At 71.3% G+C, this 21,024-nt stretch carries 19 protein-coding genes; 13 read left to right on the top strand and 6 right to left on the bottom strand.

Going from position 1 to position 21,024, the window contains the following annotated elements; all coding sequences use genetic code 11:
• Together E1292_RS41450 and E1292_RS41445 are read right to left on the bottom strand one after the other, a co-directional pair.
• A partial coding sequence (locus E1292_RS41450; protein ID WP_132604683.1) for a glycosyltransferase family 2 protein occupies positions 1 to 818 on the bottom strand: 818 nt, incomplete at its 3' end.
• Positions 815 to 2,458: a carbamoyltransferase family protein gene (locus tag E1292_RS41445; protein WP_132604681.1), complete on the bottom strand. Its 1,644-nt coding sequence runs from the start codon at positions 2,456 to 2,458 to the stop codon at positions 815 to 817. The genes E1292_RS41450 and E1292_RS41445, both read right to left, overlap by 4 nt.
• A gap of 170 nt (positions 2,459 to 2,628) precedes the next feature.
• On the opposite strand from E1292_RS41445, the gene E1292_RS41440 reads away from it, so the two are divergent.
• The 3 genes from E1292_RS41440 to E1292_RS41430 are packed head-to-tail and all read left to right on the top strand — an operon-like array spanning position 2,629 to position 4,476.
• A complete protein-coding gene (locus E1292_RS41440; protein ID WP_246090695.1) occupies positions 2,629 to 3,222 on the top strand; it encodes a D-glycero-alpha-D-manno-heptose-1,7-bisphosphate 7-phosphatase in 594 nt (197 codons plus the stop codon).
• Entirely contained in the window at positions 3,219 to 4,139 is a 921-nt protein-coding gene (locus tag E1292_RS41435; protein WP_181958380.1) for a glycosyltransferase, read from the top strand. The genes E1292_RS41440 and E1292_RS41435 overlap by 4 nt, the downstream gene beginning before the upstream one ends.
• A 28-nt stretch (positions 4,140 to 4,167) precedes the next feature.
• On the top strand, positions 4,168 to 4,476 hold the full coding sequence (locus tag E1292_RS41430; protein WP_220447312.1) for a WhiB family transcriptional regulator: 309 nt from the start codon (positions 4,168 to 4,170) through the stop codon (positions 4,474 to 4,476).
• On the opposite strand, the gene def is transcribed toward E1292_RS41430, so the two are convergent.
• Positions 4,412 to 4,897, bottom strand: coding sequence for a peptide deformylase (gene def, locus E1292_RS41425; RefSeq protein WP_132604677.1), 486 nt, complete (start codon positions 4,895 to 4,897; stop codon positions 4,412 to 4,414). The genes E1292_RS41430 and def overlap by 65 nt on opposite strands.
• Positions 4,898 to 5,135: 238 nt before the next feature.
• On the opposite strand from def, the gene E1292_RS41420 reads away from it, so the two are divergent.
• Entirely contained in the window at positions 5,136 to 6,287 is a 1,152-nt protein-coding gene (locus tag E1292_RS41420) for a uroporphyrinogen-III synthase (RefSeq protein ID WP_132604675.1), read from the top strand.
• The gene (locus E1292_RS41415) at positions 6,284 to 7,024 is read left to right on the top strand and encodes a sirohydrochlorin chelatase (RefSeq protein ID WP_246090694.1); all 741 of its coding nucleotides are present in this window, start codon (positions 6,284 to 6,286) and stop codon (positions 7,022 to 7,024) included. The genes E1292_RS41420 and E1292_RS41415 overlap by 4 nt, the downstream gene beginning before the upstream one ends.
• A gap of 69 nt (positions 7,025 to 7,093) precedes the next feature.
• Here E1292_RS41415 and E1292_RS41410 read toward each other — a convergent pair whose 3' ends face one another.
• The 3 genes from E1292_RS41410 to E1292_RS41400 form a co-directional block, all read right to left on the bottom strand.
• Positions 7,094 to 7,648: a hypothetical protein gene (locus E1292_RS41410; RefSeq protein WP_132604673.1), complete on the bottom strand. Its 555-nt coding sequence runs from the start codon at positions 7,646 to 7,648 to the stop codon at positions 7,094 to 7,096.
• A 157-nt stretch (positions 7,649 to 7,805) separates the two neighbouring features.
• Positions 7,806 to 8,660: a PAC2 family protein gene (locus E1292_RS41405; protein WP_132604671.1), complete on the bottom strand. Its 855-nt coding sequence runs from the start codon at positions 8,658 to 8,660 to the stop codon at positions 7,806 to 7,808.
• Between the two features lie 226 nt (positions 8,661 to 8,886).
• The gene (locus E1292_RS41400; RefSeq protein ID WP_132604669.1) at positions 8,887 to 9,342 is read right to left on the bottom strand and encodes a universal stress protein; all 456 of its coding nucleotides are present in this window, start codon (positions 9,340 to 9,342) and stop codon (positions 8,887 to 8,889) included.
• 130 nt (positions 9,343 to 9,472) lie between these two features.
• On the opposite strand from E1292_RS41400, the gene metH reads away from it, so the two are divergent.
• The 8 genes from metH to E1292_RS41360 all read left to right on the top strand — a co-directional run bounded on the left by metH (position 9,473) and on the right by E1292_RS41360 (position 20,775).
• On the top strand, positions 9,473 to 12,937 hold the full coding sequence (gene metH / locus E1292_RS41395; protein WP_132604667.1) for a methionine synthase: 3,465 nt from the start codon (positions 9,473 to 9,475) through the stop codon (positions 12,935 to 12,937).
• A gap of 113 nt (positions 12,938 to 13,050) precedes the next feature.
• Positions 13,051 to 13,737 (top strand): HAD family hydrolase, encoded by a 687-nt coding sequence (locus E1292_RS41390; RefSeq protein ID WP_246090693.1) that lies wholly within the window; start codon positions 13,051 to 13,053, stop codon positions 13,735 to 13,737.
• 106 nt (positions 13,738 to 13,843) lie between these two features.
• Positions 13,844 to 14,335: a cellulose synthase gene (locus E1292_RS41385; protein WP_132604665.1), complete on the top strand. Its 492-nt coding sequence runs from the start codon at positions 13,844 to 13,846 to the stop codon at positions 14,333 to 14,335.
• A 226-nt stretch (positions 14,336 to 14,561) separates the two neighbouring features.
• Positions 14,562 to 15,554, top strand: coding sequence for an ABC transporter permease (locus tag E1292_RS41380; protein WP_132604663.1), 993 nt, complete (start codon positions 14,562 to 14,564; stop codon positions 15,552 to 15,554).
• A 49-nt stretch (positions 15,555 to 15,603) separates the two neighbouring features.
• The gene (locus tag E1292_RS41375) at positions 15,604 to 17,364 is read left to right on the top strand and encodes an ABC transporter substrate-binding protein (protein WP_165975007.1); all 1,761 of its coding nucleotides are present in this window, start codon (positions 15,604 to 15,606) and stop codon (positions 17,362 to 17,364) included.
• Positions 17,365 to 17,448: 84 nt separating this feature from the next.
• On the top strand, positions 17,449 to 18,462 hold the full coding sequence (locus E1292_RS41370) for an ABC transporter permease (RefSeq protein ID WP_132604661.1): 1,014 nt from the start codon (positions 17,449 to 17,451) through the stop codon (positions 18,460 to 18,462).
• Positions 18,459 to 19,484: an ABC transporter ATP-binding protein gene (locus E1292_RS41365; RefSeq protein ID WP_132604659.1), complete on the top strand. Its 1,026-nt coding sequence runs from the start codon at positions 18,459 to 18,461 to the stop codon at positions 19,482 to 19,484. The genes E1292_RS41370 and E1292_RS41365 overlap by 4 nt, the downstream gene beginning before the upstream one ends.
• Before the next feature lie 256 nt (positions 19,485 to 19,740).
• Positions 19,741 to 20,775, top strand: a complete 1,035-nt coding sequence (locus E1292_RS41360) for an ABC transporter ATP-binding protein (RefSeq protein ID WP_132604657.1) — start codon at positions 19,741 to 19,743, stop codon at positions 20,773 to 20,775.
• Positions 20,776 to 21,024 lie beyond the last annotated feature (249 nt).

Raw genomic sequence — 21,024 nt, 5'->3', positions numbered from 1 at the left:
CGCCACGCCCGGCTCCGGTCCGGACCCGGACCGCCGCGGCAGCCCGTACCCCTGAGCAGGGCGGACGCCCCCAGGGCCGTCGCCGCGAGCGCGGCCGCCGTAGTGGCGGCGTGCACGCGCAGGCGGCCGGAGCCGCCGCCGACGGCGGCCCGCCACCCAGGCCCGTGCAGGCGCCGCATGAGCGCGTCGTCGGCGTTGCCCCGCTGGAAGCGCACGCTCGCCCAGAACCCGTCGTCACGCACCGGATGGGTCGTCGTCCGCTGTCCGCGCACCAGCCGGTGCCCCGCCCGCGTCACCCGCAGCGCGAGGTCGGCGTCCTCCCGGTACGCCCGGGGGAACCGTTCGTCGAACCCGCCGGCGGACTCCAGCACCGGACGCCGGTAGGCCATGTCGGCTGTCACCCACAGCGCGCCGGAGAGCCCGGCGGTGTGCCGCTCGCCGTCGGTGGGCCGCCGCCCGGCCGGGAGCGGCACCACGATCCGCCCCTGGCTGCCGGCCACGTCGTCGGGCAGGTCCACGAGGTCCTTCCAGACCGCCTCCCCCCACCCGGGCGCGGGGATCACGTCGTCGTCGAGGAACACCACCCAGGGCGTCTCCGCGGCCCGCCACCCCGCGTTGCGCGCCGCGGCGGGCCCCCGCCCGCGGGACCGGACGACCCGCACCCGCTCGGGCAGGGACTCCACGACCCCGGAGGCGCTGCCGCGGCCCGCCGGCGCCGCCCTGTCGTCGACCACGATCACCGGCATGGCGGAGCCCACGGCGGCCAGCGTGTCGAGGAGCGTGGCGCGCCCGATGGTGGGGATCACCACCGTGATCACGAGGCGAACACCTCCCCGCGCCGCACCAGGTACGGCCCGAGCGCGAGCACGTCCACCGGCGACGACCCGAAGCACTCCAGCGCGTCCCTGGGATCGTCGACCATGGGCCGCCCCGCCGTGTTCAGGCTCGTGTTGACCACCACGGGTAGCCCCGTCCGCGCCTCGAACTCGCTCAGCACCCGCGCCATCAGCGGATCGGCGCCCGGCGAGACCGTCTGGATGCGCGCCGTCCCGTCCACGTGCACGACCGCGGGGATGCGCGGCGCCCAGTCGGGGCGCACGTCGTGGACGAACAGCATGTACGGCGAGGGCACCGGCCCCCGCCCGAAGATCTGCGCCGCCCGCGACTCCAGCACCATCGGCGCGATCGGCCTGAACTGCTCGCGCCCCTTGACGTCGTTCAGCCGCTCGGTGTTGCGCGCGTGACCCGGGTGGGCCAGCAGCGACCGGTGCCCGAGCGCGCGCGGCCCGTACTCCGACCGCCCCTGGAACCAGGCCACGATCCGGTCGGCGGCCAGTTCGGCGGCCACCGCGGCGGCCAGGTCGGCGGGCCGCGTGTACGGCACGCGCGCCACGTCCAGCCAGGCGCCCAGCTCCTCGTCGGTGAAGCCGCGCCCGAGCGCCGTGCCGGGCATGGGTTCGGCCGGCTCGCCGTACGCGTGGGCCAGGTGCAGCGCGCCGCCCAGCGCGGTGCCGGAGTCGCCCGCCGCCGGCTGGACCCAGATCTCCTCGAACGGACCCTCGTCCAGCAGCCGGGTGTTGGCCACGCAGTTCAGCGCCACCCCGCCGGCCAGCGCCAGCCGCCGCTCGCCGGTCCGCTCGTGCAGCCAGCGCACCAGCTCGAGCAGCACCTCCTCCAGCCGGGCCTGCACGCTGGCGGCCAGGTCGGCGTGGTCGGAGGTCCAGGCCGCGCCCTTGCGCAGCGCCTTCGCGTAGCCGCCCCAGTCGACCGGTTCGACGCGGAAGCCGCCGTCCCCGGTCGTGTAGATCACCTCGCGCAGCGAGTCCAGGTGGCGGGGCCGGCCGTAGGAGGCCATCGCCATGACCTTGTACTCGTCGCTGGAGCGCAGGAAGCCGAGGTGGTGCGTGACGTCCTCGTACATGAGGCCGAGCGAGTGCGGCAGCTCCTGCGCGGCCAGCACCTCCAGCTCGCCGTCGCGGTAGCGGCCGGCCAGGTGGGAGACGTTCTCGCCGCGCCCGTCGCACACCAGCACCGCGCAGTCCCGCCCCCGCGTCGACCACCGGGAGGCCAGCCCCGCGGAGGCGGCGTGCGCGACGTGGTGCGGCACGTAGCTGACCTGGCCGGGGTCCAGGCCCGGCAGCGCGGTGGACAGGAACGCGGGCGCGCGCACGGCGTACCTCGTGCGCAGGTCCTCCCAGTCGCCCTCCGGCTTCTGGATCACCAGCGAGGGGTCGTAGGAGTAGGCGACGGCGTCGATGTCCTCGGGGGAGAGTCCCGCCTCCCGCAGGCACCACGCGGCGGCCAGCTCGGGCAGTTCCCAGGCCGAGAAGGCCAGCGGCCGCTTGCCGTGCTTGCGGCGGCTGAAGCGCTCCTCCTCCGCGGCGGCGACGATCTTCCCGTCGACCACGAGCGCGGCGGCCGGGTCGTGGAAGATCGCGTTGATGCCGAGAAACTTCATGTCCCCTCCCCACAGATGTCGAGAACCGCTACCGACAGGAGCGGCTCTCAAACATTCGGCGAGCTCAAGACGTGCGGAAACGGGCCGCTACGCCGGGGGATTGTCACGCTAAGTAGTTGTTTGTCGGTTGAGGGCCCGGGTAGCTGCGGGACACGCGACGGAGGTGAATGGTGTTCGAAAAGCGACGTCCCGGCGCCGTGCTCTTCGACCGGGACGGGACCTTGATCAGGGACGTTCCGTACAACGGTGATCCCCGTCTCGTCGAGCCCATGCCGGGTGCGACGGAGGCGCTGGGCCGGCTGCGGCGCGCGGACGTCCCGGTGGCCGTGGTCACCAACCAGTCCGGGGTGGCCAGAGGGCTGGTCACGCCCGACGAGATGGACCAGGTGAACGCCAGGGTGGAGGAACTGCTCGGCCCGTTCGACGCCTGGGCGATCTGCGTGCACGACGACGCCGACGGCTGCACCTGCCGCAAGCCCGCGCCCGGTCTCGTGATCAGGGCCGCCGCCGTGCTCGACGTCAGCCCGCGCGACTGCGTCGTGGTGGGCGACATCGGCAGGGACATGGAGGCGGCCAGGGCCGCCGGGGCCAGGGGCATCCTCGTCCCCACCAGGGAGACGCTGCCGGAGGAGGTCGAGGAGGCACCCGAGGTCGCCGACGACCTGGCCGACGTCGTGGAGCGCGTGCTCAACGACGTCGGCGAGGCGCCCGTGCCGGCCGCCGCCGCGCCCTGGGCCAGGGCGATGGGCTGGAGCCGCTGGTGAGGATCCTCATCTGGCACGTGCACGGCTCGTGGACCAGCGCCTTCATCAGGGGCGGCCACGACTACCTCCTCCCGCTCGTCCCCGGCCGCGGCCCCGACGGCCGGGGCCGCGCCGCCACCTTCGACTGGCCGGCCGCGGCCCGCGAGGTGCCGTACGACCGGCTGCGCCACGAGCCCGTGGACGTGGTCGTCTACCAGCGCCCGCACGAGATCGGCCTGGCCCGCGAGTGGCTCGGCCGCGACGTGCCCGGCGTCTACGTGGAGCACAACACCCCGGCCGGCGACGTGCCCCGCACCCGCCACCACCTCGCCGGCCAGGACGACGTCACGCTCGTGCACGTCACCCACTTCAACGAGCTGTACTGGGACAACGGCCGGGCGCGCACGCGCGTCATCGAGCACGGAGTCCCCGATCCCGGCCACCTGTACACGGGCGAGCTGCCCAGGGCGGGCGTCGTGGTCAACGAACCGGTACGCCGCACCAGGGTCGCCGGCACCGACCTGCTGCCCCGCTTCGCCGAGCGGGTGCCCCTCGACGTGTTCGGCATGAAGGTGGACGGGCTGCCGTACACCACCCACGAGGACCTGCCGCAGCACGTCATGCACGCCGAGCTGGCCAGGCGGCGCGTCTACCTGCACCCCTACCGGTGGACCTCGCTGGGGCTCGCCCTGATCGAGGCCATGACGCTGGGCATGCCCGTGGTCGCGCTGGCCGCCACCGAGGCGATCGAGGCCGTGCCGCAGGAGGCCGGCGTCCTGTCGACGAAGACGCACGTGCTCGCCGGCGCGCTGCAGGATTTCGTGGCCGATCCCGAGCGCGCGAGCCAGGCGGGAAAGGCCGCCAGGGCCGCGGCTCTGGCGCGGTACGGGCTCGACCGGTTCCTCGGCGACTGGGATCGGCTGCTCGAAGAGGTATGACGGCCAGACGTCCGGGTAGGCGCGCCCCATGATGATGCTCGACTGGACACGCAGGGCGGCCTGCCTCGACCTGGACCCGGAGCTGTTCTTCCCGATCTCCCAGGAAGGTCCCAGCCAGTCACAGGTCCAGCGGGCCAAGCACGTCTGCGGCGGCTGCCCCGTACAGGAGGCGTGCCTCGACTACGCGCTCAGCACCAGGCAGGCGTACGGCGTCTGGGGCGGCACCGATCCGGAACAACGGCGAGAGCTCAGGGCGCTCGCCGCCGCCCGCCTCAGCCCGCAGGCAGCGCCTCGGCGAGAAACCGTGCCCGCTCGCTCTCTTCGAGATGGTCGCTGAACAGCACGCCGTCGAGATGGTCGACCTCGTGCTGCAACACCCTCGCCAGGATGCCCAGCGCCCGCACCGTCACCGGCTTGCCGAACATGTCACGGCCACGCGCGGTGACCATGTAGGAACGTTCCAGCGGCCACCACACGCCGGGCGCCGACAGGCACGCCTCATCGGCGGTGACGCGCCGCTCTGACAGCTCGAGGCGCGGGTTGACCAGGTGGCCCGCCTTGCCGTCGTACGCGTAGACCACCACCCGCACCGCCTCGCCCACCTGCGGCGCCGCCAGGCCGGCCCGGCCGGCTCCCGCCCGCATCGTGGCCGTCAGCGTCTTCACCAGCCGCCTGAGCTCCCGGTCGAAGTCGTGCACCGGCGCCGCCACCGCGCGGAGCACCGGATCGTCGAACATGCGAATGGGCCGGACCGTCACCAGCACTCCCCGATAGCCGTCGTCATGACGGACGTTTCCCTCCGCGGCGCCGCCCCAACCGCGAAGGGTCCGGCCTTGTAGCACAGCGGTAACAGAGGAGACCCAGTGGCGAAACCACCCGAAAGCAGGATCGGAGCGTGATCTCACTTGCGTCGCACGCGCCTGTGATGCCTGGCCGGGTGCTCGGGGCCCGGCCAGGCACAGGGCCAGGCATCCCCGCCGACCCGGAGGTGTCCGCATGAGCGAGCGCTCGTCCCCGGAGACGGAACCGGACGCGCTGGCCGGCTTCACCGTCGGCGTGACCGCGACCAGGCGGCGGGAGGAGTTCGGGGCGCTGCTGGAGCGGCGCGGCGCGCGCGTGGTCAGCGCCCCCGCCATCAGGCTGGTCCCGCTGGCCGAGGACTCCGACCTGCTCGCCGCGACCCGGCACAGCCTGCAGGGGCCGCTCCACGACGTGGTGGTCACCACCGGCGTCGGCTTCCGCGGCTGGATGGCCGCCGCCGAAGGCTGGGGGCTCTCCACCGACCTGGGCGAGCACCTGTCCGAGGCGCGCCTGCTGACGCGCGGGCCCAAGGCCAGGGGAGCGGTGCGGGCGGCCGGGCTCAACGACCACTGGACGCCCGCCACCGAATCGTGCGACGAGATCAAGCAGTACCTGCTGGCCCAGGACCTGCGCGGGCGGCGCATCGCGGTGCAGCAGCACGGCGAGCCGCTCGACGAGTTCGTGGCCGCCCTGCGCGCGGCGGGGGCCGAGGTGATCGAGATCCCGGTCTACCGGTGGTTGCCGTACCGCGACACCTCGCCGCTGCGCCGGCTCATCAACCAGACCATCACCGGCTCGGTGGACGCCGTCGCCTTCACCAGCGCCCCCGCCGTGCACGCCATGCTCGGCATGGCCCGCTCAGAAGGGCTGGAGGACGCGCTGCTCTCCGCCTTCAGCGGGCCCGTGGTGGCCGCCTGCGTGGGGCCCGTGACCGCGGCCCCGCTGGACTCGCGCGGCGTGCCCACGCTGCAGCCGGAGCGCTCGCGGCTCGGCGCGCTGGCCCGCGCCCTGGCCAGGCACCTGCCGGAGCACGGCGTCACCAGGCTCGTGGCCGGCGGTCACCAGCTGGAGATCCGCGGCCACGCCGTGGTCGTCGGCGGAGAGCTGCGGCCGCTGCCGCCGGCTCCGATGGCGGTGCTCAAACGCCTGGCCGACAAGCCGGGGCACGTGGTGTCGCGCGCCGACCTGCGTACCGTGCTGCCGGGCGGCGTCGCGCGCGACTCGGCCGAGCACGCGGTGGAGATGGCCGTCACCCGGCTGCGCCGCGCCCTCGGGCCGAGCGGCATCGTGGAGACGGTGGTCAAGCGCGGCTACCGGCTCGCGTGCCGCTACGAGGCGGAATCGTGACCCCCGCCCTCGTGCTGGCCGCGCACGGCACGCGCAGCGCCGCGGGGCAGCGAACCCTCTCGGCCCTGGCGGAGACGGTCGGAAGAGCGCGTCCTGGCCGGCGTGTGGAGCTAAGCTATCTCGAGATCAGCTCGCCGCTGCTGGCCGAGGTGCTCCCCGCCGTCCCAGGCCCCGTCGTCGTCGTGCCGCTCCTGCTGGCCGGCGGCTACCACGTCCACATCGACCTGCCCGCGGTGATCGCGCGGAGCCGCCCGGACGCGCTGGTGGCCGGCTGGCTGGGGCCGCACCGGCTGCTCACGTCGGCGCTCGTTCGCAAGCTGGCGCGGGCCGGGCTGCGCGCGGACGACGCCGTCGTGCTCGGCGCGGCGGGCTCCTCCGACCCGGCCGCCCTCGCCGACGTGCGCGCCGCCGCCCACCGGCTCGCCGTGCGCCTGGCGCGCCCGGTCACCGCCGCCTTCGCCTCCGCCGGCGCTCCCTCGCTGGAGGAGGCCGTGGAACGGCCCGGCTCCGCCGCGCGGGTGGCGATCGCGTCGTACGTACTCGCGCCCGGCTTCTTCCACGACCGGCTGACGGCGGCGGGGGCGGGGCCGGTGAGCGAGCCGCTGGGGGCCGACCCGGACGTGGCGGCGCTGATCTGGCACCGCTACGAGGAGGCGCTCCGCGCTCGCCGCGCGACGCCACGGCACGCCCGTCACCCCCTGGCCGCCCCGCCGGACCTCCGCCACGCGACCCGCTGACACCGCCGCGGGGCACGCGCCTCGGCCCTGGCGGCGGGCGCGAACGGCGCGCGTCGGCGGGGCGCGGCGTCAGGCGTGGACGGGTTCGAGGCGCAGCTCGCGGACGATCTCCCTGGCGCTGTCGTCGCGGCTCGGCCCGGCGTCCCGTCCGACGAACATCTCGATGTAGGCCCGGTGGAAGCAGCCCGCGACCAGCAACCGCGCGCTGGCCTCGGGGTCGGCGTCGGGCCGCACCCGGCCCAGCCGCTGCTCGGCGGCCAGGTAGGCGGCGAGTGGCGTCGTCTCCGTGCGGGGCCCGAGCCCGGCGTCGCGCAGGGCCTCGCGGAAACAGACCGTCACGTCAGGCGAGGTGAAGGCGGGCAGCGCCGCGCCCTGCACCTCCATGTAGTAGTCGATGCCCGCTCGCGCCACCGGCAGAAGGTTGTCGGAGATGCACCCTCTCCCTACGCGATGGGTCAGATCGTGGAGAATGCTGAGCCAGAGCGGGAGCCGGTCCTGCAGCAGCGCGAGGAAATAGTCGACGTTGCCGCCGCTGCGGTCCTCCCTGACGGATACGGCCATCTCGAGGATGCGCCGCCTGGTGTCCTGACTTCTTCGGTGCGGGTCCACATGGGAAGTCGCCATGGCATGCCTAACGGTGCGCGGTCGGTTGATCAGGCATTACGGTGCGTTGTCGATGCTGATGGAAGAGGCGACAGCTGGTGTCCAGCCTTGTGCAATCGTGCGAGGCACCGATTATCACCCGAAACCGCGAAAAATGCCGGGATTTGCGCTCCGAAGGTCAGCTATCGGTGTCGCGGTCCCTGCGCCGCAGGTAACGCTCGAACTCCGCGGCGATCGCGTCGCCGCTGGCCTCGGGCAGCTCGGCGGCGTCCTTGCGCTCCTCGAGCTCCTTGACGTACTCGGCCACCTCGCTGTCCTGCGAGGCCAGCTCGTCGACGCCACGCTCCCACGCGCGGGCCTCCTCGTCGAGGTCGCCCAGCGGCATGGGGATCTCCAGCACGTCTTCGAGCCGGCGCAGCAGCGCGACCGTGGCCTTCGGGTTGGGCGGCTGCGCGACGTAGTGGGGCACCGACGCCCACAGCGACACCGCGTCCATGCCGGCCCGGCCGAACTCGTGTTGCAGCACCCCCACGATGCCCGTCGGGCCCTCGTAACGGCTCAGCTCCAGGTTGGTCGAACGCGCCAGCGTCTCGTCCGTGGCGCCGCCCAGAATGGGCACGGGCCGGGTGTGCGGCGAGTCGTTGAGCAGCGCCCCCAGCATCACGGCCAGCTCGACGCCGAGCTCGCGGCAGACCTCGATGATGTCGGCGCAGAACGAGCGCCAGCGCATGTTGGGCTCGATGCCGCGCAGCAGCACCACGTCGCGCTCGACGCCCGGCGGGCGGGCGCGCAGCAGGCGCGTCGTCGGCCACACGATCGACTGGGCCAGCCCGTCGTTCATCTCGACCACGGGCCGGGTCACCTGGAAGTCGTAGTAGTCGTCGGGGTCGAGCGCGACCAGCGTCTCGGCCTTCCAGGCGGACTCGAGATGGGCGACCACACCGCTGGAGGCCTCGCCCGCGTCGTTCCACCCTTCGAACGCGGCTATGAGCACCGGGTCGACGAGCTCGGGGAGCCCTTCGAGGTCTATCACGTGTCGCCTCCTCTCTCCATCATCCCGCTAAGCCTATGCGGTTCGGAGGCGTCAGCGTCACCGATCTCCCTCCGCAACGCCCGCGAGCGCCCTCACCATGGCGCTCGCGGGCCCCGTCCGCGGGCCGCCGGACCCGTGCCGTCCCGCTCATGATCCCCGGACGCCCGTACGCGCTGTGCCGGACGCCGTCCAGCCCGCGCGCAGGCTTCCCGGCGGGGTTTCCCGGTCAGCGGCCGTCGGTGGTGCGGACGATGAGCACGTCGCAGGAGGCGCGACGCGAGACGCCGGACGGCACCGACCCGAGCAGCCGCCCGGCCAGGCTGCTCAGCCCCCGGTTGCCCACCACCAGCAGGTCCGCCCGGTGCCGGGCCGCCAGCGAGACCAGCACGTCCACGGCGTCCCCCTGCTCGGCGGCCAGGACGACGTCGGACGCGCCCGCCGCCACGGCGTGCTCGCGCGCCGCCCGGAGGGCGTCGTCGGCCGGTGTCGAGCCGCTCACCTTGTACGCCAGCTCGCCCAGCCGGTCGGCGGCCGCCGACCGCTCGCTCTCCTTCATGGGCAGGTACGCGCACGCGAGCACGAGCGTGGCGCCGGTCGCGCGGGCCAGGGACGCGGCCGCGGAGACGGCGCGGAAGGACGAGGAGGAGCCGTCGGTGCCCACGATCACGGTGCGGTAGGCCATGGAGTCCCCTATTGGACGTGATGTTCAATGAACAGTTCCGCACCCTAACGCCACGCTCTGACGGGCGCGTCCACCGGCACTCGAGGCGGCCTCGAACGATGGTTCAGGCACAGCCGATAAGCTTCACCTCATGAGCATCTCCCCGTCCTTCCGAGAAGTGTTGTCCCAGCGCGTCGTCGTCGCCGACGGGGCGATGGGCACGATGCTGCAGGCCCAGGACCCGACGCTCGACGACTTCCACGGCCACGAGGGCTGCAACGAGGTGCTCAACGTCACCCGGCCCGACATCGTCCGTGGCGTGCACGACGCCTATTTCGCCGTCGGCGTCGACTGCGTGGAGACCAACACCTTCGGTGCCAACCTGGCCGCGCTCGGCGAATACGACATCCCCGAGCGGGTCTTCGAATACTCCGAGGCCGGCGCCCGCATCGCGCGTGAGTCCGCCGACCACTGGTCCACCCCTGACCAGCCGAGGTTCGTGCTCGGCTCGATGGGCCCCGGCACCAAGCTGCCCACGCTGGGCCATCTGCCCTATGCCAGCCTGCGCGACGCCTACCGCGACAACGCCGCGGGCCTGATCGCCGGCGGCGCCGACGCCCTGATCGTCGAGACCTGCCAGGACCTGCTGCAGGTCAAGGCCGCCGTCATCGGCGCCAGGCGAGCCGTCGAAGACTCCGGCCGCGACGTCCCGATCATCGCCCAGGTGACGATCGAGACCAACGGCGCGATGCTGCTCGGCTCCGAGATCGGCGCCGCCCTGACCGCGATCGAGCCGCTCGGCGTCGACGTCGTCGGCCTCAACTGCGCGACCGGCCCCGCCGAGATGAGCGAGCACCTGCGCTACCTCGCCCGCCACTCCCGGCTCAAGCTCTCCTGCATGCCCAACGCCGGCCTGCCGGTGCTCACCTCCGACGGCGCCTACTACCCGCTCAGCGCGGAGGAGCTGGCCGGCGCGCACGACACCTTCACCAGCGACTACGGCCTGTCCCTGGTCGGCGGCTGCTGCGGCACCACGCCCGAGCACCTTCGCCAGGTCGTCGAGCGGGTCAAGGGCAAGCAGGTCGTCCAGCGCCGCCCCCACCCCGAGCCCGGCGCGTCCTCGCTCTACCAGACCGTGCCGTTCCGGCAGGACACCTCCTACCTCGCCATCGGCGAGCGGTGCAACACCAACGGCTCCAAGGTCTTCCGTGAGGCCATGCTGGAGGGCCGCTGGGACGACTGCGTCGAGATGGCCCGCAACCAGGCCCGCGACGGCGCCCACATGCTCGACCTGTGCGTCGACTACGTCGGCCGCGACGGCGCGGCCGACATGAAGGAGCTGGCCTTCCGCTTCGCCACCGCCTCCACGCTGCCGATCATGCTCGACTCGACCGAGCCCGCGGTGCTGCAGGCCGGTCTGGAGATGCTCGGCGGGCGCGCCGCCGTCAACTCCGTCAACTACGAGGACGGCGCCGGCCCCGACTCCCGCTTCCAGAAGATCATGCGCCTGGTGCGCGAGCACGGCTCGGCCGTGGTGGCGCTGACCATCGACGAGGAGGGCCAGGCCCGCACCGCCGACCGGAAGGTGGGCGTCGCCAGCCGCCTCATCGACGACCTGACCGCCAACTGGGGCATGCGGGTCGAGGACATCATCGTCGACTGCCTGACCTTCCCCATCGCCACCGGCCAGGAGGAGACCAGGCGCGACGGCCTGGAGACCATCGAGGCCATCCGCGAGCTCAAGCGCCGCCATCCGGGCGTGCAGACCACGCTGGGGCTGTCCAACATCAGTTTCGGCCTCAACCCCGCCGCCCGCATGGTGCTCAACTCGGTGTTCCTCAACGAGTGCGTCAACGCCGGGCTCGACTCCGCCATCGTGCACGCCTCCAAGATCCTGCCGATGGCCCGCATCCCCGACGAGCAGCGCCAGGTCGCGCTCGACATGGTCTACGACCGCCGCCGCGAGGGCTACGACCCGCTGCAGCGCTTCATGGACCTGTTCGAGGGCGTCGACGCCGCCGCCATGCGCGCGGGCAAGGCCGAGGAGCTGGCCGCGCTTCCGCTGTGGGAGCGGCTCAAGCGGCGCATCGTCGACGGCGAGAAGAAGGGCCTCGAGGCCGACCTCGAGACCGCGCTGGAGCAGCGCCCCGCCCTGGAGATCATCAACGACGTGCTGCTCGACGGCATGAAGACCGTGGGCGAGCTGTTCGGGTCGGGGCAGATGCAGCTGCCGTTCGTGCTGCAGTCGGCCGAGGTGATGAAGTCCGCCGTCGCCTACCTCGAGCCCCACATGGAGCGGGTCGACGGCGAGACGAAGGGCCGCATCGTGCTGGCCACCGTCAAGGGCGACGTGCACGACATCGGGAAGAACCTCGTCGACATCATCCTGTCCAACAACGGCTACCAGGTGGTCAACCTCGGCATCAAGCAGCCGGTCTCGGCCATCCTGGAGGCCGCGGACGAGCACAAGGCCGACGTCGTGGGCATGTCGGGCCTGCTGGTCAAGTCGACGGTCATCATGAAGGAAAACCTGGAGGAGATGAACTCCAGGGGCCTGTCGGAGCGCTATCCCGTGCTGCTCGGCGGGGCGGCGCTCACCCGCGCCTACGTCGAGCAGGATCTGGCCGAGCTGTTCGAGGGCGAGGTGCGCTACGCCCGCGACGCGTTCGAGGGGCTGCGGCTCATGGACTCGTTCATGGCCGTCAAACGCGGCGTCGCCGGCGCCACGCTGCCGCCGCTGCGCGAGCGGCGCGTCAAGACCGGCGCCGTGCTCACCCGCACGCCCGTCGAGGAGTTGCCGGCCCGCTCCGACGTGGCTGAGGACAACCCCGTGCCGTCGCCGCCGTTCCACGGCGACCGCGTCGTCAAGGGCGTCTCGCTGGCCGACTACAGCGCCTTCCTCGACGAGCGGGCACTCTTCCTCGGCCAGTGGGGGCTCAAGCCCGCCAGGGGCGGCCAGGGCCCCGGCTACGACGAGCTGGTGGAGACCGAGGGGCGGCCGCGGCTGCGCATGTGGCTCGATCGCATCCAGACCGAGGGCCTGCTGGAGGCGGCCGTCGTCTACGGCTACTTCCCGTGCGTGTCCGACGGCGACACGCTGATCATCCTGGACGACGACGGCGGCGAGCGCACCCGCTTCACGTTCCCGCGCCAGCGCCGCGACCGCCACCTGTGCCTGTCCGACTTCTTCCGCGGCAGGAGCTCCGGCGAGGTCGACGTGGTCGGCTTCCAGGTGGCCACCATGGGGCCGAAGATCTCCGAGGCCACGGCCGAGCTGTTCGCGAAAGACGCCTACCGCGACTACCTCGAGCTGCACGGCCTGTCGGTGCAGCTCACCGAGGCGCTGGCCGAATACTGGCACGCCAGGGTGCGCCAGGAGTGGGGGATCGGCGGGGACGAGTCGCTCGACGACATGCTCAAGGTCAACATCCAGGGTTGCCGCTACTCGTTCGGCTACCCTGCCTGTCCCAACCTGGAGGACCAGCAGCAGCTGTTCCAGCTGCTCGATCCCGAGCGCATCGGGGTGACGCTGTCGGAGGAGTTCCAGCTCCATCCCGAGCAGGCCACCTCCGCGCTGGTCGCCCACCATCCCGAGGCGAAATACTTCAACGTCTGACCCGGCCCGGCACCCACCGGGGGACACGGCGACCGATCCCGCCTCACGCGGCGAGTGCAGCGCGAGGCGGTGCCCGCAGGCACGGCGGGACCAGAGCGGGAGGACGACGGCACATGGCGACCGAGCGCGCCGGACGGAGTGAGACGATGGACATGCAGGCGGTCTTCTTCGACATGGACGGCCTGCTGGTCGACACCGAGACGACCTGGCTCGAGATCGAGTCCGAGGTGATGGCCAGGCTCGGCGGGACGTGGACGCCCGACCACCAGGTGCACCTCCTGGGCGGGTCCATGGAGCTCGCGGTCCGCTACATGCTGTCCGTGTCCGGCTCCGGCGAGAGCGTCGAGACGGTGGGGCGATGGATGGTCTCCGGCATGGTGGAGCGCCTTGCCGGCGGGGTGCGCGTGATGCCCGGCGCATCCGAGCTCCTCGACGCGGTGCGCGACGAGGGCGTCCCGGTCGGGCTGGTCACCTCGTCGCTGAGGGAGATCGCCGACGCGGTGCTCAAGGGCGTCGGCCGCGACCGGTTCGACATCGTGGTGACCGCCGACGACGTCGAGCGGACCAAACCCGACCCCGAGCCCTACCTGACGGCCGCGCGGCTGCTCGGCGTGCAGCCGGTCCGCTGCGTCGTCCTGGAGGACTCGCCGAACGGCGTGGCGGCGGCCACCGCCGCCGGCTGCGCGGTGGTGGCGGTGCCCAGCCTGCTGCCGGTCGAGGAGGCGGCCGGCCGTCTGGTGGTCCCCTCCCTCGAGGAGGTCACGGTCGACCGCCTGAGGGCCCTCCTGCCCCGCGCCTGAGGGGTCAGGGCCCTGTCCCCTAGGGGAAATGTGGTTCTCGCGGAGGATGCCGTCCCGGGTTCGCGTGCCAGGATGGAGACAGAGCCACAACGAGGGAGCGGGCAGGATGTCGTTTGACCAGATCGCTTGGCTGCCGCTGTGCGCCGGGGCGACCATCGCCGGGCTGGTGTTGAGTTTCCTGGCGTTCCGGCGCAGGGGGGCCGCCTCCGGGCTGCGGGTGGCGGCGTGGGCGCTGCTGCCGGTGGCGGCCTATCTGACCGACGCGCTGCGGTCGCTGTGGACCATCGGCGTCACCATCGTGGGCTTCGTGACCGGTCTGGTGCTCAACCCGCTCGTGTGGGCGGGAGTGGCCGTCGCGGGGCTGTCGGCGGTGCTCTTCGTCGTGTCAGGGGTGATGCGGGGCAGGAAGCTGAGGATCGTGGGGCGGCGGAAGAAGCCGTCCGCGGACGGTCAGCAGGAGCAGCCCGTTCAGCCCGCAGCGAACAAACCGGCCGTTTCGAGCAAGTCTCGGCCCTCCGCGGCCGCCCCGAAAGCGGGCAAGGGCGACGATGATTTCTCCGACATCGAAGAGCTGCTGAAGCGCCGTGGCATCAGCTGATTAGGACGCTCTGTCACAGTTCCGAGACTCAACCGGGACGCAGGCTAGACATTGTCGTAAAGATCAATACGAATGAGTTTCGCATCAATCACAGATTAGCCACATAGCGGGCTGAGGGACTGGTCAGTGCAGCTCAGGCCATAGATTCTGCCTCCTGAGGTCGCGACTCGCGGTCTAAAGTCAGTAGTCCATAGACGCGTCGTCTGCTATCAGGGGGCAATCCGGCATGACCGCACCGCTTGACGTTTCCGGTTCCGCCGCAGAAGCGCAGCCGGAGTCGGTGCTCGCGGGAGCGGGCAAGGCCATCCAGGGCAGATCCCTCACCCGGATCGCCTGGATGCGGCTCAGGCGCGACAAGATCGCGCTTACCGGCGGCATCGTCGTCGTGCTGCTGATTCTCGTCGCGGTCTTCGCCTCGCCCATCATCGCCGTGTTCGGCCACCCGCCCCTGGAGTTCCACCAGGACCAGATCGACCAGAGCACGCTCCTGCCCAAAGGCGCGTTCGGCGGCATGAGCGGCGAATACCTGCTCGGCGTCGAGCCGATCAACGGCCGCGACATCTTCAGCCGCATCGTCGCCGGCGCGTGGATCTCGCTGCTGATCGGCTTCCTCGCCACGATGCTGTCGGTGCTCATCGGCACCACGCTGGGCGTCATCGCCGGCTACTTCGGCGGCTGGGTCGACCTGGTGATCGGCCGGCTGATGGACGTCTTCCTGGCCTTCCCGCTGCTGGTCTTCGCGATCGCGCTGGCGGGCGTCGTGCCCGACAAGGGGTTCGGCCTCGAGGGCAACGGCCTGCGGATCGCCATGATGATCTTCATCATCGGCTTCTTCAGCTGGCCCAGCATCGGCCGCATCGTCCGCGGGCAGACGCTCTCGCTGCGCGAGCGGGAGTTCGTCGACGCCTCGCGAAGCCTGGGGGCGCGCAACGGCTACATCCTGTTCCGCGAAATCCTGCCCAACCTGATGGCACCGATCCTGGTCTACGCGACCCTGCTCATCCCGACCAACATCCTGTTCGAGGCGGCGCTCTCCTTCCTGGGGGTCGGCGTCAACCCGCCCACCCCGACCTGGGGAGGCATGCTGTCGGAGGCCGTCCGGTTCTACACGCTGCCGCACTTCGTGCTCTTCCCGGGGTTGGCGATCTTCGTTACCGTCCTTGCGTTCAACCTGTTCGGCGACGGGCTGCGGGACGCCTTCGACCCGCGGGCGCACTGATCTTCGCCAACGCTCCATCCCCCATCTCACTCATCAAGGGGTTACGTCAATGAGAAGGAAAACCGCACTGGCAGGGGCCGCGACAGCGGCGCTCGCCCTGGTGCTCTCCGCATGCGGCGGAGGCGGCGGCACACAACAGCCCGCCGATTCGTCCTCCGGCGGCGCCGCGCAACCCGCGTTCAACGCCGGCCTCAACGAGGTGTACAACCCCTCGACGAAGAAGGGCGGCACGCTCAAGGCCGCCCACTCCGCCGACTGGGACAGCCTCGACCCGGGTGACACCTACTACGGCTACTCGTTCAACTTCGGCCGCTTCTACTGGCGCACGCTGACGACGTACAAGCCGGGCCCCGGCCCCGAGGGCAACACCGTCGTCCCCGACCTCGCCGAAGGTCTGGGCGAGCCGAGCGACGGCGGCAAGACCTGGACGTACAAGCTCAAGAGCGGGCTGAAGTTCGAGGACGGCACCCCGATCACGGCCAAGGACGTGGCCTACGCCGTGGCGCGCTCGTGGGACAAGAAGACCTTCCCGCACGGCCCCTCCTACCTCAACGAGCTGCTCGACTGGCCGAAGGACTTCAAGGGCGTCTACGACGACCCCGACGCCGACTACTCCTCGGCCGTCGAGGCGACCGACGACTCGACGGTGGTCTTCCACCTGAAGGAGCCGTTCGCGTCCATGGACTACGTCGTGCAGATGCCGATGACCGCGCCGGTTCCCAAGGACAAGGACACCGGCGCGAAATACAAGGAGAAGGTCGTCTCCTCGGGCCCGTACAAGTTCGAGACCAACGAGATCGGCAAGGGCTTCACGCTGGTGCGCAACGACCAGTGGGACCCGGCGACCGACCCCATCCGTCCCGCGCTGCCCGACCGGATCGAGGTCCAGGTCAACGTCAACGCCGACGACCTGGACAACCAGCTCATCGCCGGCGACGTGCACCTTGACATCCCCGGCACCGGCATGCAGCCGGCCGCGCTGGGCAAGGTGCTGCCCGACCCCGCGCTGAAGGCGCGTACGGACAACCCCACCATCCCCCGGCTGTGGTACATCTCGGTCATCCCCGACACGCCGCCGCTGGACAACATCGAGTGCCGCAAGGCCGTCATGTGGGCCGCCGACCGCGTCGCCAACCAGACCGCCTACGGAGGCGAGCTGGCCGGCGGCGAGATCGCCACGAACGTCCTGCCGCCGCCCATCGTCGGCCAGGAGAAGTTCGACCTGTACGCGACCCCGGGCAACAAGGGCGACGTCAACAAGGCCAAGCAGGCCCTCACCGCCTGCGGCCAGCCGAACGGCTTCTCCACCACCATGACCTACCGCTCCGACCGTCCTCGCGAGAAGGCGCTGGCCGAGGCCATGGAGCAGGCGCTGGCCAAGGTCGGCATCAAGCTGACGCTCAAGGGCTTCCCCGGCTCCAGCTACTTCTCCGACTACGCCGGCAACGTCAACTACGTGAAGAAGAACGGCATCGGCCTGGCCGCCCACGGCTGGGGCTCCGACTGGCCTGACGGCTACGGCTTCCTGCAGGCCATCGTCGACAGCCGTACGATCCGCGACGCCGGCAACTACAACCTCAGCGTCAAGAACGACGAGGTCGACAAGCTGATCGACCAGGCCTCCGCCGAGCTCGACGACGCGGCCCGCGCCAAGCTCTGGGTCGAGGTCGACAAGAAGGTCATGGAGGACGCCTCCATCCTTCCGGTGGTCTGGGCCAAGTCGCTGCTCATGCGCGGCAAGGGTCTGACGAACGTCGCCTACAACGAGGGCCAGAGCATGTACGACTACATCTTGCTCGGCGTCGAGTGACCGTGCGAGGTACGGGGATCTAGCGAAGGCAGGTGAAGGCAGAAGTGGCCTGCTCGGCGACGGGCAGGCCACTCGGCCGTAGCGGTGTTCACATACATCATCAAACGTGTCATCGGCGCGTTCGCCATGCTCATCGTCATCAGCATGGTCACCTTCGGCATCTTCTACGTCGTCCCCCAGTGGGCCGGCGCCTCGCCGGAGGCCATGGCGTCGCGCTACGTCGGGCGCGCCGCGACGCCGGAGACGGTGCACCTGGTGGCCGAGCGGCTGGGCTTCAACGACCCGGTGGTCGTGCAGTACGGCAGGTTCGTCAAGGGCCTGGTCGCCGGAGCCGAGTACGACTACGGCGCCGGCGTCGAGCAGTGCCCCGCGCCCTGCTTCGGCTACTCCTTCATCAGCGGGCAGCCCGTCTGGCCCGACCTGCTGGACCGCATGCCGGTGACCTTCTCGCTGGCCATCGGCGCCGCCGTCCTCTGGGTGGTGGGCGGAGTCTGCGTGGGCGTGATCTCCGCGCTGCGCAGGGGCAGCTTCTTCGACCGCCTCTCCATGGGCACCGCGCTGGCCGGCGTCTCGCTGCCGATCTTCTTCACCGGCATGCTCTCCCTGGTCGTCTTCAGCTACGGCCTGGGCTGGACCCCGCCCGGCGGCGCCTGGACGGACATCTCCGTCAATCCAGCCCAATGGGCCTATAACCTGCTGTTGCCGTGGATCACGCTGGCGTTCCTGTTCGCCGCGACCTACGCCCGGCTCACCCGCGCCGGGATGCTGGAGACGATGGGCGAGGACTACATCCGCACCGCCAGGGCCAAGGGCCTGCACGAGCGCGAGGTCGTGGTCAAACACGGCCTGCGGGCCGCGCTGACGCCCATCCTGACCCTCTTCGGCATCGACTTCGGTCTGCTCATCGGCGGCGCCATCCTCACCGAGACCACCTATACTCTGCCCGGGCTCGGCCAGTTCGCCATCCTGGCGATCAGAAATCAGGACATGCCGCAGGTCATGGGCGTGGTGCTGGTCGCCGCGATGTTCGTCGTCGTGGCCAGCCTGGTCGTCGACCTGCTGTACGCCGTGGTCGACCCGAGGGTGAGGTTGTCGTGAGCTTCCTTGACGTCAAGGACCTGAAGATCCATTTCCCGACCGACGACGGCCTGGTCAAGTCCGTCGACGGGCTGTCGTTCAGCGTCGATCGCGGCAAGACCCTGGGCATCGTGGGGGAGTCGGGCTCGGGCAAGAGCGTGACCAGCCTCGGCGTCCTCGGCCTGCACAAGGGCGGGCGCGCGCGGATCTCAGGCGAGATCTGGCTCGACGGCGAGGAGCTCAACGGCGCCTCGGCCGAGCACGTACGCGGGCTGCGCGGCAAGAAGATGGCGATGATCTTCCAGGATCCGCTGTCGTCCATGCACCCCTATTACACGGTCGGCCACCAGATCATCGAGGCCTACCGCATCCACAACGACGTCACCAGGCAGGTGGCCCGCAAGCACGCCATCGACATGCTCGGCAGGGTCGGCATCCCCGAGCCGGCGAGGCGCGTCGACAGCTACCCGCACGAGTTCTCCGGCGGCATGCGCCAGCGCGCCATGATCGCCATGGCGCTCTCGTGCGACCCCGAGTTGCTCATCGCCGACGAGCCGACCACCGCGCTCGACGTGACCGTGCAGGCGCAGATCCTCGACCTGATGCGTGACCTGCAGAGCGAGTTCAACTCCGCGCTCATCATCATCACGCACGACCTCGGCGTGGTGGCGGAGCTGTCCAACGACATCCTCGTCATGTACGCGGGCCGATGCGTCGAATACGGCTCCACCGACGACATCTTCTACCGCCCCGAGCATCCCTACACCTGGGGGCTGCTGGGCTCCATGCCCCGCCTCGACCGCGAGCCCACCGAACGGCTGCTGCCGATCAAGGGCTCCCCGCCGTCGCTGATCAACGTGCCGGAGGGCTGCGCCTTCCACCCCCGCTGCCCGTTCGCCGAGCGCACCGGAGGCAAGGCCGAGACCGAGGCGCCGGCGCTCGCCGAGACCGAGGGCGGCCACCTGGTGCGCTGCCACATGAGCCGGGACGAGCGCCGCACGCTGTGGGAGACCGAGATCAAGCCCGCGCTGGAGACCTCGTGACATCCCCTCCGGCCCGCGGGGCCGAACCGTCCCGGACGGAGCCGGGTGGCGCGCGGGCCGCCACCCCGGCCCGCGCCTGGAGGGCTTCCCGCGCCGCCACACACCCCGAGGCGGTCGTGCTCGCCGGCGTGGCGGTCACCACCGACGCCGGTCACTCCGGGCCGCCGCGCCGACACGATCAGGAGAACGTCATGCCCTGGAGCTCCCCATTCGTTCACCGCGCCAGGGGACGCGGTCGTCACGCGGGAGGTGCGCGATGACCGAGGCGAGCGCCAACGAGCCGCTGCTTTCCATCCGGAACGTCGAAAAACACTTTCCCGTGACGAAGGGCCTGCTCAAAAGGCAGGTCGGCGCCGTCAAGGCGGTCGACGGGATCAGCTTCGACGTGGTCAAGGGCGAGACGCTCGGCCTGGTGGGCGAGTCGGGCTGCGGCAAGTCCACGACCGGGCGGCTGGTCACCCGGCTGCTCGAACCCACCGCCGGTAAGATCATCTTCGAGGGGGAGGACATCTCGCACATGTCACAGGGCCGGCTCAGGCCGCTCCGCCGTGACATGCAGATGATCTTCCAGGACCCCTACTCGTCGCTCAACCCCCGGCACACCGTCGGCGCCATCGTCGGCGCACCCTTCCGCATCCAGGGCGTGCGCACCGAGAACGGCGTCAAGAAGGCCGTCCAGGACATCCTGGAGCTCGTCGGGCTCAACCCCGAGCACTACAACCGCTACCCCCACGAGTTCTCCGGCGGGCAGCGGCAGCGCATCGGCATCGCCCGTACGCTCGCGCTCAGGCCCAAGCTGATCATTGCCGACGAGCCCGTCTCCGCGCTCGACGTGTCCATCCAGGCCCAGGTCGTCAACCTGCTCGAAGACCTGCAGAACGAGCTCGACCTGACCTACGTCGTGATCGCCCACGACCTGTCGGTGGTACGCCACATCAGCGACCGGGTCGCCGTCATGTACCTGGGCAAGATCGTCGAGATCGCCGACCGCAAGCGCCTGTACAGCTCGCCCATGCACCCGTACACCAACGCCCTGCTGTCGGCGGTGCCGGTGCCCGACCCGCGAGGCCGGGCCGGTCGCGAGCGCATCCGGCTGACCGGCGACGTGCCGAGCCCGCTCAACCCGCCGCCCGCCTGCCGCTTCCACACCCGCTGCTGGAAGGCACAGGACATCTGCAAGCAGGTCGAGCCGCCGCTGGAGGAGCTGGCCAGCGGCCACCAGGTCGCCTGCCACTTCCCGGAGAACGCCCCCGAGGTCTCCGCGGTCCCCGCCGCGACCGAGGACGCCTGAGCCCGCCCCGACCCAGACGACGCGGTAACCACCGCGGCGCCCGACGCGGCGCGGACGGCCGGGCTGCGCGATGCGCCGAATCCGGCAACGCGCGCCTGCCGGGGACATGGGCGCGCGCCGTGACCTGATGGTGCGCCGGACGCGGACCGCGCGTGAGCCGACGTCAGTGGGGAGCGGGCGTCAGGGCCGGGGGAGCGGGCGTCAGGGCGGCACGGGAGTTTCAGGGAGAGCGGGCGTCAGGGCGGGGAC

This window comes from Nonomuraea deserti, assembly GCF_004348685.1.
GTDB classification, from domain to species: Bacteria; Actinomycetota; Actinomycetes; order Streptosporangiales; family Streptosporangiaceae; genus Nonomuraea; species Nonomuraea deserti.
The sequence above is the reverse complement of the archived record's forward strand: the minus strand, read 5'-3'. Positions and strand labels throughout refer to the sequence as shown.